Source organism: Kitasatospora sp. NPDC004531 (assembly GCF_053602195.1).
Genome location: NZ_JBSGDD010000082.1, coordinates 1 through 15,276, shown reverse-complemented (window position 1 = coordinate 15,276; position 15,276 = coordinate 1). Strand labels below are relative to the sequence as shown.

The following is a 15,276-nucleotide window of genomic DNA, read 5'->3' as shown; positions in this document are numbered from 1 at the left end:
GTTGAGGCCGGGCGAGAGCCGGGGCAGGTACGGCACGCCTCGACTCTCCCGGGAACGCACCCCGGTGGGGCGGGGCGGTCAGTCGGCGGGGCCGAGGAGGTGGTGGCGGCGGGGGTGGTGAAGCGGGCGTGGGCGGTTGCTCCGATCGCGGGCATCGGGGTGCGGGTCCGCGCGGGGGGCGGCAGCGTGAGCAGGCATGAGGCAGATCGGATTCGAGTCGGGCGAGCGGTCGGTGCGGTGGAGACTGCTGCTGTCGAGCGCCACCATGCTGTTCGTCGAGTTGGCGCTGATCAGGTGGTCGGGCGCGAACGTCGTCCACCTGAGCTACTTCTCGAACTTCGTCCTCCTGGGGTCGTTCCTCGGCGTCGGGGTCGGCTTCCTGATCCCGGCCTCCCGGGGGCAGTGGATCAAACGCTGGGCGCCCCTGCCGCTGGCGCTGCTCGTCGTGCTGATCCTGGTGTTCCCCGTGGAGGTGAACCAGAGCAGCAGTCAGATCCTGTACTTCACCGCCGTGACGACGACCGGGTTCGCCCCGTGGGTGACCCTGCCGGTCATCTTCCTCATGGTCGCCGTGATCATGGCCGCGATCGGCAAGATCACCGCCGACTTCTTCCGCCGGCTCCCGGCACTGGACGCCTACCGCTACGACCTCCTCGGCAGCCTCACCGGCACCGTCTCCTTCGCCCTGCTGTCCTGGCTGCACGCGCCGTCGGTCGCGTGGGGAGTGATCGCCGCGGCGGCGTTCCTGACGCTGGGCGGCCGGCGCAACGTGCTGTTCTACGTCCTCCCGCTGGCGGCCATGGTCTCCGCCCTGCTCGCGGAGACCATGACGCCCGGCATCTCCTGGTCGCCCTACTACAAGATCCAGCTCGCGCCGCAGGGACCGGGGTCGTACCGCATCTCCGCCAACGGCGTCCCGCACCAGGCCATCGCGCCGCTGTCCACCCTGACGCAGGACGGCTCGCCCTACCGGCAGGCCTACGACGAGACGCCCGCCAACCCCCACCGCAGCGTCCTGGTCATCGGCGCCGGCAACGGCAACGACGTCGCGGTGGCGCTGGCCCACGGAGCCGAACGGGTCGACGCGGTCGAGATCGACCCCCGCCTCCAGCAGATCGGCGCGCAACTGCACCCCGAGCGGCCGTACGACGACCCCCGGGTGCACGTCCACATCGACGACGGCCGGGCCTTCCTGGAACGCAACAGCGCCAAGTACGACCTCGTCGTCCTCGCCCTGCCCGACTCGCTGACCCTCGTCTCCGGTGCGAGCAACCTGCGCCTGGAGAGCTACCTGTTCACCCAGCAGGCGTTCGAGGCCGCGCGCAACAGCCTCGCACCGCACGGCGCGTTCGCCATGTACAACTACTACCGCACGTCCTGGCTGGTGGACCGCTTCGCGGGCTCCCTGGACAGCCTGTACGGCCACGCCCCCTGCATGACGACCTTCGACGAGAACGCCGCCGTGCTGGTGGCCGGCCTGACTCCCGCCGACCAGTCCTGCAAGCAGGTCTGGCAGGCCGGCGGCCCCGTGCCCGCCCCGGCGACCGACGACCACCCCTTCCCCTACCTCCTGCACCGGACCATCCCCACCTTCTACCTCGGCGTCCTCGGCGGCATCCTCCTGGTGACGCTCGTGGCGGTACGCCTGACCGGGGTCCGGCTGCGGCGGACGGCCCGCTACGCCGACATGTTCCTGATGGGCGCGGCCTTCATGCTGCTGGAGACGAAGAACGTCATCGGCTTCGCGCTCTACTTCGGCACCACCTGGCTGGTCAACGCCCTCGTCTTCACCGGCGTCCTGCTCGCCGTCCTCGGCGCGGTCGAGGTCCGGCGCCGACTGCGCCGGGTCAACCAACTCCTCCTGCAGGTCCTGCTGTTCGCCTCCCTCGCCGTCGCGTGGCTCGTCCCGGTGCAGTCCGTCCTCGCGCTGCCTCCCCTCGGACGGCTCGCCGCCGCCATCGCGCTGGCCTTCGCCCCCATCTTCGTCGCCAACCTGATCTTCTCCGACCGGCTCGCCCTCGCCGCCGACCCCACCTCGGGCTTCGGCGCGAACCTGCTCGGCGCCATGGTCGGCGGACTCCTCGAATACCTCGCGCTGATCACCGGCTACCAGGCACTGCTCCTGGTCGTCGCGGCGCTCTACCTCGGAGCCTGCGTCATCATGCGCTTCACCGGCCCCCGCTCCGGCCCGCGCCCCGCCCCGAGCCACAGTCACCTGGGAGAATCCGCGGCAGCGGAACGCTCGCCCGCCGGCTGACCCCGCACGACGGGAGGCCGTGGCCCTCGGGACAGCAACGGCCCCCTGCTGCATGAGCCGAGAGCATGCCGCCCGCTCAGCGGTTCGCTGTGCGCCTTCTGTTCGAATACGGCCCGCCCGTCCGACGGCGCTGCCATACTGCCGCGCGTGCAGAACTCACGACGTACTTTCATGCTCGGCGGGCTCGCCGCCTCCGCCGTGGTGGCGACCGGTACCGCGACGGAGGCCGCCGCCGCCACTGGATCGAACGGTTGGCTGAACGTCCGGGACGACTACCTGGCGAAGGGCGACGGCATCAAGGACGACACCGACGCGGTGCAGGCCGCGATCAACGCGGGCGTCCAGGGTTCCACGGTGTACTTCCCGCCCGGGCGCTACCTGTTGAACCGGCCGCTGCTGGTGACCGAGGGGGTGACGCTCCGCGGGGACTGGGCGCCGCACTTCGCGCCGCGCACCAATATGACCGCCTCGTACCTGTTCCCCGGGCCCGGGTTCGACGGCCCGGCGCTGATCACCGTCAAGCGCCCGGTCGCCGCGACGCCGGAGGACTACGAGAAGTCGGCACTCGGCGGCGGGGTCCGGCTGAGCGGCCTGGCCCTGAACGGGATGAAGCAGCGCAACGCGGCCGGCGGCCCGATCGACGCGGTCCTGCTGGCGGCGGACGTCCGCGACGTCGCGATGGAGCGCGTCACGGCCTGGCACTTCACCGGCAACGGCATCACCACGGGGGGCGCCGGCGGCCTGCAGTTCCACCAGGTGGTGTGCTCCACCAACGACGGGCACGGCTTCGCCACGGGCGGCGCGCGCCTGCTCGACGCCGACCTGCACGAGTGCTACGCGCAGGGCAACGGCGGGCACGGCTTCGCACTGACCGCCCCGAACGCGGTGGTCCTGACGGGCTGCCGCTCCGAGTGGAACGCCGGGCACGGCTACCTGGTGACCGGCGACTGCGCGTCCCTGGTCCTGGCGGGGTGCTTCACCGACCGTTCCGGTCTGGACGGCTACCACGTGGCCACCGACGCCGGCGCCCACCCGGTGCAGCTGCTGGGCTGCCTGGCCAAGCGGGACGGGAAGCTCCAGCAGGCCGGATCGGCGGGCTTCTCGGTCACCGGCGTGCCCGCCGCGCCGGGCGGCGGCGCGCTGCTGACCGGCTGCTCGGTGTACACCGGCGTCGACGACGACGGCTCCGGCGTCCGCTCGCCCGCGTACGGCGTGGCCACCGCCTCGCTGGCCTCGTTCCACCTGGTGACGGTGACCGGCGGCCAGTTCATGGGCACCGCCGCACCGTTCCGCGACCAGGCCGGGTCGATGGTGCGGCACAGCGGGGCCACCGGCATCACCGACCCCGGCCAGGCGGGCGGCGGCTGGCAGCAGGACCGCTCCGACACGCACGTGCTGAACGGCGCCAAGGGCACCAATCGCGACCTGCAGTTCTGGACCCGCGGCTCGGCCCCGCGCTGGACGCTGCGGGTCGACTCCGCCCCGGAGGCCGGCGGCAACACCGGCTCCGACCTGCGGCTGCTGCGCCACGACGACAGCGGCAACGCCCTCGACTCCCCGCTGACCGTCGACCGCGCCACCGGCCTGGTCGCCCTCGGCCAGGGCCTGCGGGTACGGGAGGGCGCCGGCGCGCGCCTCGGCACCGTGACGCTCTCCGGCGGGCAGGCCCAGGTCAACACCACGGCGGTGACCCTGAACAGCCGAATCCTGCTGACCATCCAGCGGCCGGCCGGCACCACCTCGGGCGCCGTCTGGGTGACCGACCGCGCCGCGGGCAGCTGGTTCAAGGTCCAGGGCGCGCCCGGGGACAACTCCCTGGTCGCCTGGATGATCGTCGAACCGGCCTGACCCACACCCTTGGGGGCCGCACCTTCGGGTGCGGCTACATCAGGCTGAGCGTCACGTTGATGCACACGCCCACCACCACGACGGCCAGCAGGACCCAGGGCCACAGCGGGCGTTCCTTCTGCGGCTGCCAGTCGGACATCGGATCTCCTCTTCACCGTGAGCGTCTCGCGGACGACCGTCTCGCCCGCCGCACAGTGAATTCAACGCCGCCCGGGCCGCTTTGACACTGACGCCCACCACCGTCTTCGGGGTGCACTTTTCTGCACCTCCGAGGTGTGGTCAGCCCGCCCGGGCGTCGCTGGAGTCGAGGTACGCCAACACGGCCTGCACCCGGCGGTGGCCGCCGTCGGTGGCCGGCAGGCCGAGCTTGGCGAAGATGTTGCCGATGTGCTTGTTCACGGAGGTCTCCGCGATGAACAGCAGCGCGCCGATCGCGCCGTTGCCGTGCCCCTCGGCCATCAGCGACAGCACTTCGCGTTCGCGCGAACTGAGCACGTCCAGCGGGTCGTCGCGGGTCCGGCGGACCATCAGCTGGGAGATCACCTCGGGGTCCATCGCCACCCCGCCGCCCGCCACCCGCTCCAGCGCCTGGAGGAACTCCTCCACCTGCCCCACCCGGTCCTTGAGCAGGTACCCCACCCCGGCCGCACCGTTGCCGAGCAGTTGGGTGGCGCGAACGTGTTCGACGTACTGGGAGAGGACCAGGACGGGCAGGTCGGGCAGGACCTCCCGCGCGGCCATCGCACCGCGCAGCCCCTCGTCGTGGAAGGTCGGGGGCAGTCGGACGTCCAGCACGGCGATGTCCGGACGGTGTTCGAGCAGCGTCGGCACCAGGGCGTCGCCGTGCTCGACCGTCGCGCAGATCCGGTGGCCGACACTGGTCAGCAGCAGCGCCAGGCCCTCGCGCAGCAGGGCGTTGTCCTCGGCGATCACGATCCGCACGGCAGCTCCACTCGAAGTTCGGTCGGCCCGCCGGGCGGGCTGTGCAGTTCGGTGACGCCGTCGAAGGCGGCCACCCGGCGCCTGATGCCGCTGATCCCACTGCCCGGACCGGAGCCGGTACCGGCTCCGGCTCCGGTACCGGTGGCCGCCCCGCCCTTCCCGTCGTCGTGCACCGCGATGTGCAGACGGCTCCCGGTGAGCCGCAGCTCCACCCGGGCGCTCGCGGCCCCACTGTGCTTGGCGACGTTGGTCAGCGCCTCGGACAGCACGAAGTAGGCCGCCGTCTCCACCGCGATGGGCGCCCGGCTGCCCTTCGGCGCCTGCTCGACGTCCAGCGTGGTCGGCACCGGGCAGGCCGCCACCAGCGCTCGGGCCGCCTCCGCCAGGCCGTGGTCCACCAGCACCGGCGGACAGATCGAACGGACCGCGACCCGCAGCGACTCGACCGCCCGGTCCGTCAACTCGCGTGCCTGGTCGAGCAGTTCGGGCACCCGATCGGGGTCGCTGCGGAGCACCTGCTTCATCACGGCCAGGCGCAGCGCCACCGCCACCAGTCCGGCCTGTGCCCCGTCGTGCAGGTCCCGCTCGATGCGCCGCAGTTCGGCGGCGTGCGCCTCCAGCGCCTCGGCCCGGGTGACGGTCAGCTCCGCCACCCGCTCGGCCAGCGAGGTGCGGCGCCGGCGCGGTCCGAGCAGTGCCCGGGTCAGCAGCGCGTGCAGCTGCGCCCACCACGGCAGCAGCAGTCCCGCCAGCGCGCCGTAGACCGCGCCGACCAGGCAGGCCGTCAGCGCGGCTCCCCACGAGTCGATGTCCCAGACCAGGAACTGCGCAGGCTCCGGCACCAGCTGCCACCACAGCGGAACGGTCAGCCAGCTGACCGCCCCCGCGCACAGCCCCAGTGCCAGCGCGGCGCCGACCGTGCCGAGCACGGCGTGCCCGAGCAGCCACAGCAGGTCGCTCCACGTCGCCCGGTCGGCGAGCATCGCCTGCGCCCGGGCCAGCACCTTCCCCTCCGCCGGCCGGTAGTCGGAGCGGATCTCGCACTCCAGCCAGCGCCCCGCCCGCCGACGGTGGACGTCCGCCGCGCGCCGCAGCCGGACCAGCGCGGGTGGCAGCAGCGCCAGGCCCGGCCCCACCAGGCTCAACGCCAGCACTGCGACCATGGCGTAGAGGCCGAACAGCGCCGGCACAGCGGTGCCGCCGGCCGCCAGCAGGTACCGCAGCGACCGACTCGTGCGCCCGGCGAACTCCCGCCAGGTCGCCGCCCCGCCCGGCCCGCGCCGAACCGGCGGCCGCCGCGCAGTGCCATCCATACCAGTCGAGCCCCCTCGGCCGCTCACGCTACCAGGGGGGCCGGGTCCACCCGGCCCCAGGTGCAGTCCACTGCACCTCTCAACTCCAGTCAGCGCCATGGCCCCTGACGGAGTCGCAGCCCTAGCGTCGAGGCGACCCGAGATCGGTGGCACGGAAGGAGACGCGATGGCGCACAGTGGGGCAACGGCGGTGGAACTCCGGTCGGTCGGCAAGACCTACGGCCGGGGCGCGGGCGAAGTGGCGGCCCTGCGCGACCTCAGCCTCGACTTCGGCCGCGGCACGTTCACCGCGGTGATGGGCCCGTCCGGTGCCGGCAAGAGCACTTTCCTGCACTGCGCGGCCGGCCTGGAGCGGCCGACCACCGGCACGGTCCGGCTCGGCGGCACCGATCTGGCGGCGCTGGACGAGGCGCAACTGACCATGCTGCGCCGGGACCGCGTCGGCTTCGTCTTCCAGGCGTACAACCTGCTCGGCTCGTTGACGGTGGCGGAGAACATCGCGCTGCCGCAGCTGCTCGCCGGGCGCCCGTCCGAACCCGGCCGGCTGGCGGAGGTCGCCGGCCGGGTGGGCCTGGCCGACCGGCTGCGCCACCGGCCCGCGCAACTCTCCGGCGGCCAGCGGCAGCGGGTGGCGATCGCCCGGGCGCTGATCACCCGGCCCGAGGTCGTCTTCGCCGACGAGCCGACCGGCGCCCTCGACAGCCGTACCGGCCGTCACGTCCTCGCCCTGCTGCGGGAGATCGTCGACCGCGAGGGCAACACCGTCGTCATGGTGACGCACGACCCGATCGCGGCCTCCTTCGCCCAGCGCGTGGTCTTCCTGGCCGACGGCGCCTTCGCCGAGGCGATGGACGCCCCGACCGCCGAACGCGTGGCCGCGCGGATGGCCCGCCTCGACCGGGAGTGGTGAACGGATGGAGTTCAGGCTCGTCCTGATGACCCTGCGCGAACGAAGGGCCGGTCTGGTCGGCGCGTTCGTCGCGCTGCTCGGGGCGTCGATGCTGATCACCGCGTTCGGCGTCCTGCTGCAGTCCGGCCTCGGACCCGGCGCGCCCGTCCAGCGCTACGCGGGCGCGCCGGTGGTCGTCGGCGGAAAGCAGTCGTTCAAGGTCACCGACGGCAAGACCAGGCAGAAGCCGCTCGCCCGGCCCGCGCCCCTGGACCGGGGGGCGGCCGCACTGGTGGCCGGCGTCGAGGGCGTCCGGCAGGCGGTGCCGGACATCTCCTTCCCCGCCCAGCTGGTCGACGCCCGCGGCCGGTTGGGCGGAGGCGGTGCATCGGCCGGCCACGGCTGGTCCAGCGCCGTGCTGGGCCCGTTCGTGCTGGACCGCGGCCGGGCTCCGGAACAGGCCGGCGAAGTGGTGCTGGACGCGGGGCTGGCCCGGCAGGTGAAGGTGTCACCCGGGCAGCGGGTGCGGCTGGCCACCACGCAGGGGGCACGGGAGTACACCGTCACCGGTGTGGCTGCGCTCGGCGGCGCGGACGGGCCGCTGCGCTCGGCGGCCCTGTTCTTCACCGACGCCGAGGCCGCCACGCTCTCCGGCCGCCCCGACCGGATCGACGCCGTCGGGGTGCTGCTCGTACCCGGCGCGGACCCCGGCACGGTGGCGCACCGGATCGACCGCAAGCTGGCCGGAGCCGCCGACACCCGCCTCGGCGACGACCGGAGCCGGGTGGAGTTCCCGGACATCGCCTCCGCCCGGTCCGACCTGGTCGAGCTGGCGGCCTCGCTCGGTGCGACCGTCGTCCTGATCGCGATGATCGTGGTGGCGAGCACCCTGGCGCTGGCCGTGCACCAGCGGCGCCGCGAACTCGCCCTGCTGCGGGCCGTCGCCGCCACCCCGCGCCAGATCGCCCGGATGACGGCGATCGAGGTCCTGATCGTCTCGCTGGCCGCGTCCGTGATCGGCTGCCTGCCCGGCATCCTGGTGGCGAAGGCACTGATGGGCGCGCTGGGCGCGATCGGCGTGATCCCGGACGACTTCGCGCTCTCGGCCGGCCCGGTGCCGTGCGCGGTCGCCGTCCTCGCCTCGGTGCTCGCCGCCGAAGCGGCCGCGCTCGGGGTGGTCCGCAAGGCGGCCGCGGTCCGGCCGGTGGAGGCCCTCGGCGAGGCCGGCGCCGAACCCGCGGCCCTGGGCCGAGCCCGGACGTTCTTCGGCGTGCTGCTGCTCCTGCTCGGCGCCGGGGCGTCACTGCTGCCGCTCTTCTTCGGCAGCGTCTTCGCGGTGGCCGGCGCGGGCACCGGCGGCCTCGTCATGATCATCGCGGTGCTGGTGCTCGCCCCGCCCGTGGTCCGCCTGGCGCTCCGGGCGGCGGCAGGCCCGATCCGCCGCCGCACCGGCCCGCACGGCCGGCTGGCGGTGGCCAACGCCCAGGCCCACGCGCGGCGGCTGGCGGCCGGGATCGGACCGCTCACCCTGGCAATCGGCTTCGCGCTGGTGCAGTTGGGCATCCCGACCACCACCGCGGCCGCGGCCGAGGAACAGGCGGCGGCGGGCGTCATCGCCGAGTTCACCCTGCAGGGCGGTCCGGGCGGGCTGCCGCCGGGAGTGGTCGACGCCGCCGCAACCACGCCCGGGGTCGCCGCCGCGACCGGCGTGGTGCGGGTCGAGGTGCACGGTTCACGGAAGGTCCTCGGCTCGCCGGAGATCTTCAAGTACCAGGCGCAGGGCCTCACTTCGGGCCCCGCCGAGCGCACCGTCGATCTCGGTGTCACCGCCGGCCGCCTCGCCGACCTGCACGGCGACACGGTCGCCGTCAGCGCCGGCGCGGCCGCCACCCTGGGCGCGGGCATCGGCAGCCGGATCCGGCTGAACCTCCCCGACGGCGCCCAGGTCGGGCCCGTCGTGGTCGCGATCTACGAGCGGGGCCTCGGCTTCGGCGACGTGACGCTCCCGCAGGACGCGGTGCTCGCCCACAGCTCCCGCCGGCTCGAGGACGCCGTCTTCGTCAAGACCGCCGCCGGCGTCGACCCGCACCGGGTCGCTACCGCCCTGCGCGGCCTGGCCGACCGCTACCCCGGCCTGACCGTGCTCGACCGCGGCGGACTCTCGGCCGCCCAACGCGAGCAGGCCGGGGCATCGGTCCTGACCAGCGCGCTGCCCCTGGCCCTGGTCTTCGGCTACCTCGCCGTCGCCGTCGCCAACACCCTCGTCCTCGCCACCCTCGGCCGCACCCGCGAGTTCGCCCTGCTCCGTCTGATCGGCGCCCCGCCGGCCCAGATCATGCGCATGATGCGGGTCGAGGCCGTCCTGGTCGTCGCCATCGCGCTGGCCGTCGGCACGGCGGTCCCCCTTCTCCCGCTCAGCACCGTCAGCCTCGGCCTGACCGGCTCGCCGGTGCCGCACATCCCTCCGCTGCTCCACCTGGCCGTCGCTGCCCTGACCGCCCTCATCGGCCTCACCGCGATCCTGCTCCCCACCCGCCTCGTCCTGCGGGCCCGCCCGACGGAGGCCATCGGCCTGCGCGAGTGACCGGCGGGTGCGTCCCGGCGCCGGGCCGGGCGCGCGACAGCGCCCCTGGTGCCCGAAGGCGCCAGGGGCGACCGGTCGACTCCGCGCCCGTCCTCCCGTCCGGCCCGGGAGGGCGGGCGCTGCCCCGTCAGTCGGTCCGGCGACGGGCCCGCACCAGCAGCACGCCGCCCACCGTCAGCAGTCGCCACCGGCCAGACCGGCCCAGGCCAGCGCCCCGGGCGCGCCCGTGTCCGGCAGGCCCGCACCGCCGTGCGGCCGCGCCGAGGGACCGCCGCGGCCGGGCGCCTTCGCGCAGCCCTCGCCGTGCCTGCCCTTCGGCGAGCACGCCTGCACCGTCACGCGGACCTGCGCCTGGCCGCTGTGCACCGCCTCCCCCTGCGGGTCCCGCGCCGAGGCCGACGCGGTGTTGGTCACCTGGCCCGCCCGCGCGTCCTGCGCCGTGACCAGGTAGCTGCCGCGGCAGGTGGTGCTCGCGCCCGGCGCCAGGGTAGTCGCCTCGCACTCCACCGACGCCACGCGGTCGTCCGACACCCCGACGCCCGTCAGCACCGTCGAGCCGCTGTTCGTCACCGTGTAGGTGTAGTCCACCGTGTCGCCGACCTGGAACGGCCCGACGGCATCGACGCTCTTCACGAGGCCGATCGCCGACGCGCCCGCCGCTGTCTCCACCGTCACAGTGCTCGGCGCGCTGACCACCGCCCGCCCCTCCGGGTCGGCGCCGCTCGCGTGCGCGGTGTTCGTGACATGGCCGGCTTCGACGTCCTGCCCGGTCACGACGTACGTACCCCGGCAGGCGGTGCTCGCGCCCGGCGCCAGGGTGGTCGCCTCGCACTCCACCGACGCCACGCGGTCGTCCGACACCGCGACGCCCGTCAGCACCGTCGAGCCACTGTTCGTCACCGTGTAGGTGTAGGACACCGTGTCGCCGACGCGGAACGGCCCGACGGCATCGGCGCTCTTCACGAGGCCGATCGCCGACGCGCCTGCAACGGGGACGGTCGCCTCCGCCGGCGGGCTCTGCACGGGCCGGCCCGACGGGTCGGCGCCGCTCGCCCGGGCGGTGTTGGTCACGTGGCCGGCCGAGGCGTCCGCCTCCGTCACCAGGTAGGTGCCGTGGCACAGGGTGCTCCGGCCGGGGTCCAGCGTGGTCGCGTCGCAGGTCACCGCGGTGACGTGGTCGTCCGCCACCGCGAGGTCGTGCACCGCCGCCGTGCCGGTGTTGATCACGGTGTAGGTGTACGACACCGACTCGCCGACGTGGAACGGGCCCGCCGCGTCGGCCGCCTTCTCCAGGAGCAGCCGGCCCTCCCCCGCGACGGGCACGGTGGCCCGGGCCGGCGGGCTGTGCACGGCCGCACCCTCCGGGTCCATGCCCGAGGCGTGCGCGGTGTTCGTCACCTGGCCGGCCACCGCGTCCGCCGCCGAGACCACGTACGTGCCGTGGCACAGGGTGCTCCCGCCCGGGTTCAGGGCGGTCGCGTCGCAGGTCACCGCCGTGACGTGGTCGTCCGCCACCACGAGGTCGTGCACCGCCGCCGTGCCGGTGTTGGTGACGGTGTAGGTGTAGGACACCGACTCGCCGGCGTGGAACGGGCCCGCGGCATCGGCGGCCTTCGCGAGGCCGAGCGCCGCGACGCCCGTCACCGTGACCGTGGCCTCGACCGGCGGGCTCTGCACGGGCCGGCCCGACGGGTCGGTGCCGCTCGCCCGGGCAGTGTTCGTCACCTGGCCGGCCGCCAGGTCCGCCGCCGTCACCACGTACGTGCCGTGGCAGAGCGTGCTCCCGCCCGGGTTCAATGTGGTCAGGTCGCACGTCACCGTCGCCACGTGGTCGTCGGTCACCGTCAGGTCGTGCAGGGCGGCGGTGCCCGCGTTGGTCGCCGTGTACGTGTAGGCGACGGTGTCGCCGACGTGGAACGGGCCCGCACCGGTGGGGGTCTTCTCCAGGGTGAGTTCGGGGTTGCCGAGGATGTCGACGGTGACCTGGGCGGGCGGGCTCTGAACGGTCTGGCCCTGGGGATCGGTGCCCGAGGCGTGCGCGGTGTTGGTCACGGAGCCTGCCTGCACGTCCGCCGCCGTCACCACGTACGAGCCGTGGCAGAGCGTGCTCCCGCCCGGGTTCAGCGTCGTGCTGTCGCAGGTCACCGACGTGACGCGGTCGTCCGTGACGGTCAGGTCGTGCACGGCCGCGGTGCCGGTGTCGGTCACGGTGTAGGTGTAGGGGACGGTGTCGCCGGCGCGGAACGGCCCGGCGGCGTCGGCGGCCTTGCCGAGGACCAGCGCGCCCTCGCCGACGACGGGCACGGTCGCCTCGGCCGACGGGCTCCGCACGGTCAGGCCCTGCGGGTCCGCGCCCTCCGCGTAGGCGGTGTTGGTCACGGTGCCCGCCCGCACGTCCGCCGCCGTGATGACGTAGGTGCCGTGGCACTGGGTGGCCTGGCCGGGGTTCAGCGTGGTGTCGTCGCAGGTCACCGACGCGATGCGGTCATCGGCGACGGTCAGGTCGTGCACGGCCGCCGTGCCGGTGTCGGCCACCGTGTACGTGTAGGTGACGGGGTCGCCCAGCCGGAACGGACCCGGGCGGTCGGCCCCCTTGGCGAGGCTCAGCTCGGCGGTCCCCAGCACCGGGACGGTGACGGAGACGGGCGGACTGTCCACCGGGTGGCCCGGGTAGTCGGTCCCGTGCGCGAAGGCGGTGTTGGTCACCTGGCCTTCGCGCGCGTCGCCCCCGGTGACGGTGTACGTCCCCTGGCACAGCGTGGCCCGGCCGGGGAGCAGCGTCGTCAGGGCGCAGGTCACCGACGGGACGTGGTCGTCGAGCACGATCAGGCCGTCCACGGTCGCGGTACCGGAGTTGATGACGGTGTAGGTGTAGGCGACGGTGTCGCCGGCGTGGAACGGGCCGGCGGCGTCGGCCGCCTTCTCGATCGTCAGGCGGCCCTCGCCCAGCACCGGGACGGTCGCCTCGTCCGGTGGGCTCACCACCGGCCGGCCCAGGTGGTCGAGGGCCTCCGCGTGGGCCGTGTTGGTCACCCGCCCGGCCACCGCGTCCGCCTCCGTGGCGACGTAGGAGCCGTGGCACAGCGTGAGCTCGCCGGGGTTCAACTGCTCCCGTTCGCAGGCGACCGACGGGACGTGGTCGTCCACCACCGTGAGGGAGTGGACCGGCACCGTTCCGCTGTTGCCCACGGTGTAGGTGTACGGCACGGTGTCGCCCACCCGGAACGGGCCGGGTGAGTCGACCGACTTGGCGAAGTGCAGCTCGGCGTTGCCTTCCACCGGGACACGGACGGAGACCGGCGGGCTCTCCACCGGCCGGCCCTGGGTGTCGGTGCCGTGCGCCACGGCGGTGTTGACCACCTGGCCGGCCACCACGTCCTCGACGGTGACGTAGTAGGTCCCGCTGCACCGGGTGACTTGGCCGGGCTCCAGTGTCGTCGTCTCGCAGTCCACCGACGGGATGTGGTCGTCCTGCACGGTCAGGCCGTCCACCGCCGCCGTTCCGGTGTTCCGCACCTGGTAGGTGTACGTCACCGGCTCGCCCAGGTGGAACGGGCCCGGGCGGTCGGACCACTTTTCGAGCAGCAGCGCGCCCTCGCCCAGCACCGGGACGGTGGCCTCGACCGACGGGCTCTCCACCAGCCGCCCGGAGGGGTCGCGGCCCTCCGCGTGGGCCGAGTTCGTCACGTGGCCGACCAGGGCGTCCCCTTCGTGCACCTGGTAGGAGCCGTGGCAGGTCGTGCTCTCGCCGGGGCGCAGCACCGTGGCGGCGCATTCGACGGACGGGATGTGGTTGTCGTGGACGATGAGCTCGTGTACCTCCGCTGTGCCGGTGCCGGTGTCGGTCACGGTGTAGGTGTAGGTGACGGTGTCGCCCGCCCGGAACGGGCCCGGGGAGTCGGCCGTCTTTTCGAGGCGCAGTTCGGCGATCCCCTCCACGGGGAGGAGCACTTCGGCGTAGGGGCTCAGCACGAGACCGCCCTCGGGGTTGGTGGCGGCTGCCTGGGCCCGGTTGACGAGGTGACCGAGGGCGACGTCGGCGTCGGTGACGACGTAGCCGCCGGTGCAGGAGGCCTGCTGGCCGGGGGCGAGGTCGGTGGCGTTGCAGGTGACGTCGGTGATGTGATCGTCGGTGACGACGAGGTCCTTGAGCGTCGTCGTGCCGGTGTTGGTCGCCGTGTAGGTGTACGTGAGGGCGTCTCCGGCGTGGACCGAGCCGGGGGTGGTCGTCGCCTTGGCGAGGTCCAGGGAGGACGGGCCGACGACGGGGACGGTGGCCTGGGTCTCGGGGGAGGTGACGGGCTGGCCAGCGGCCGTCGCGGTGGCGGTGGCGCGGTTGGTGACCTGTCCGGCGTCCGCGTCGGCGGCGGTGATCACGTAGCTGCCGTGGCACTGGGTGCTGTCGCCGGGGCTGCCGCGCGGCGCCAGGGTGGTGGTGAGGCAGAAGAGGTCGGTGGTCTTGTCGTCGTCGAGGGTGAGGCCGGTCAGCTGGGTGCCGCCGGTGTTGGTGACGAGGTAGGTGTAGCGCACGAGGTCGCCGACCTGGAACGGCCCGGGGAAGTCGACCGTCTTGGTCACTTCCAGGCCGGGCGGGGCCACCACCGGCAGCTCCTCCGACGACGGCGGCGACTGGACGGGTGCGCCGTCGGCGGTCCCGGTGGCCCGGGCGGTATTGCGGACGTAGCCGGCGGCCGCGTCGGCGGCGATGATCAGGTACGCCGCCGTGCAGGTGACGGTCTCGCCGGGTTGCAGGACGGTCACCGGGCAGCTGACGGGGCCGACCTTCGGGTCGGTGACGCCGAGGTTGTCGATGGGCACGTTCCCGGAGTTCGTGACGACGAAGTCGTACGGGATCGGCGAGCCCACGGTGAGGTCGGCCGGCAGCGGCTGGTGGGCCTGTTTGACGAGGTTGAGCTCCGGCAGCGGCTGATCGGTGTGGATCACCACGTTGCGGATCAGGTGGACGTCGGTGAACAGGCCGGTCGAGCCGGCGAAGCCGAACTTGTAGGTGGCGGGGACGGGTTGGGGCGCGGCGGTCTGCAGGACCTGGTGCGGGCCGGTGCCGTCGTTGAAGTCGACGGTGACGGTCAGCACGGGGGCCGGCGCGGGCGTCAGGTGGACGTTGACCCGGCGGCGGGACGGCTCCAGCAGCGTCTGCGCCTGAGCGGGCGTCACGCCGGGCGGCAGGAAGGTGAGCGGGCCCTGCAGGCTGCCGGGGAGGGTGGAGGGCCAGGGGCCGGCAGTCGAGAAGTTACTGGTGGTGGCGGTCAGGAAGCAGTACCCTTCGAGGCCGTCGCCGGGCCCGCGCAGGGTGACCATGTTGGGGCCGGGCGCGGGGATGCGGAAGGCGGTGCCGGCCGGGGAGCGGGTGGGGCAGCCGTTGCCGCGGTGCTCCCAGTCGCCGAAGTAGTTGCCCAGGACGTCGAGTCCGACGCCGAGGTAG

7 protein-coding genes are annotated in these 15,276 nt (G+C 73.9%); 4 read left to right on the top strand and 3 right to left on the bottom strand.

The window, feature by feature from the left end; translation table 11 throughout:
- Positions 1–196: 196 nt before the first annotated feature.
- Positions 197–2,257, top strand: a complete 2,061-nt coding sequence (locus ACWEMJ_RS26585) for a spermine/spermidine synthase domain-containing protein (RefSeq protein WP_452139653.1) — start codon at positions 197–199, stop codon at positions 2,255–2,257.
- Between the two features lie 147 nt (positions 2,258–2,404).
- Positions 2,405–4,105 (top strand): glycosyl hydrolase family 28-related protein, encoded by a 1,701-nt coding sequence (locus ACWEMJ_RS26580; protein ID WP_452139652.1) that lies wholly within the window; start codon positions 2,405–2,407, stop codon positions 4,103–4,105.
- Between the two features lie 279 nt (positions 4,106–4,384).
- Here ACWEMJ_RS26580 and ACWEMJ_RS26575 read toward each other — a convergent pair whose 3' ends face one another.
- Both ACWEMJ_RS26575 and ACWEMJ_RS26570 read right to left on the bottom strand, forming a co-directional pair.
- A complete protein-coding gene (locus ACWEMJ_RS26575; protein WP_452139651.1) occupies positions 4,385–5,047 on the bottom strand; it encodes a LuxR C-terminal-related transcriptional regulator in 663 nt (220 codons plus the stop codon).
- Positions 5,035–6,360, bottom strand: a complete 1,326-nt coding sequence (locus ACWEMJ_RS26570) for a sensor histidine kinase (RefSeq protein ID WP_452139650.1) — start codon at positions 6,358–6,360, stop codon at positions 5,035–5,037. The genes ACWEMJ_RS26575 and ACWEMJ_RS26570 overlap by 13 nt, the downstream gene beginning before the upstream one ends.
- 166 nt (positions 6,361–6,526) lie before the next feature.
- Here ACWEMJ_RS26570 and ACWEMJ_RS26565 point away from each other — a divergent pair, with 166 nt between their 5' ends.
- Together ACWEMJ_RS26565 and ACWEMJ_RS26560 are read left to right on the top strand one after the other, a co-directional pair.
- Complete coding sequence (locus ACWEMJ_RS26565; protein ID WP_452139649.1) at positions 6,527–7,270, top strand: ABC transporter ATP-binding protein; 744 nt, start codon at positions 6,527–6,529, stop codon at positions 7,268–7,270.
- Positions 7,271–7,274: 4 nt separating this feature from the next.
- Positions 7,275–9,833 (top strand): ABC transporter permease, encoded by a 2,559-nt coding sequence (locus ACWEMJ_RS26560; protein ID WP_452139648.1) that lies wholly within the window; start codon positions 7,275–7,277, stop codon positions 9,831–9,833.
- Between the two features lie 174 nt (positions 9,834–10,007).
- Here ACWEMJ_RS26560 and ACWEMJ_RS26555 read toward each other — a convergent pair.
- A partial coding sequence (locus ACWEMJ_RS26555) for a DUF7507 domain-containing protein (RefSeq protein ID WP_452139647.1) occupies positions 10,008–15,276 on the bottom strand: 5,269 nt, incomplete at its 5' end.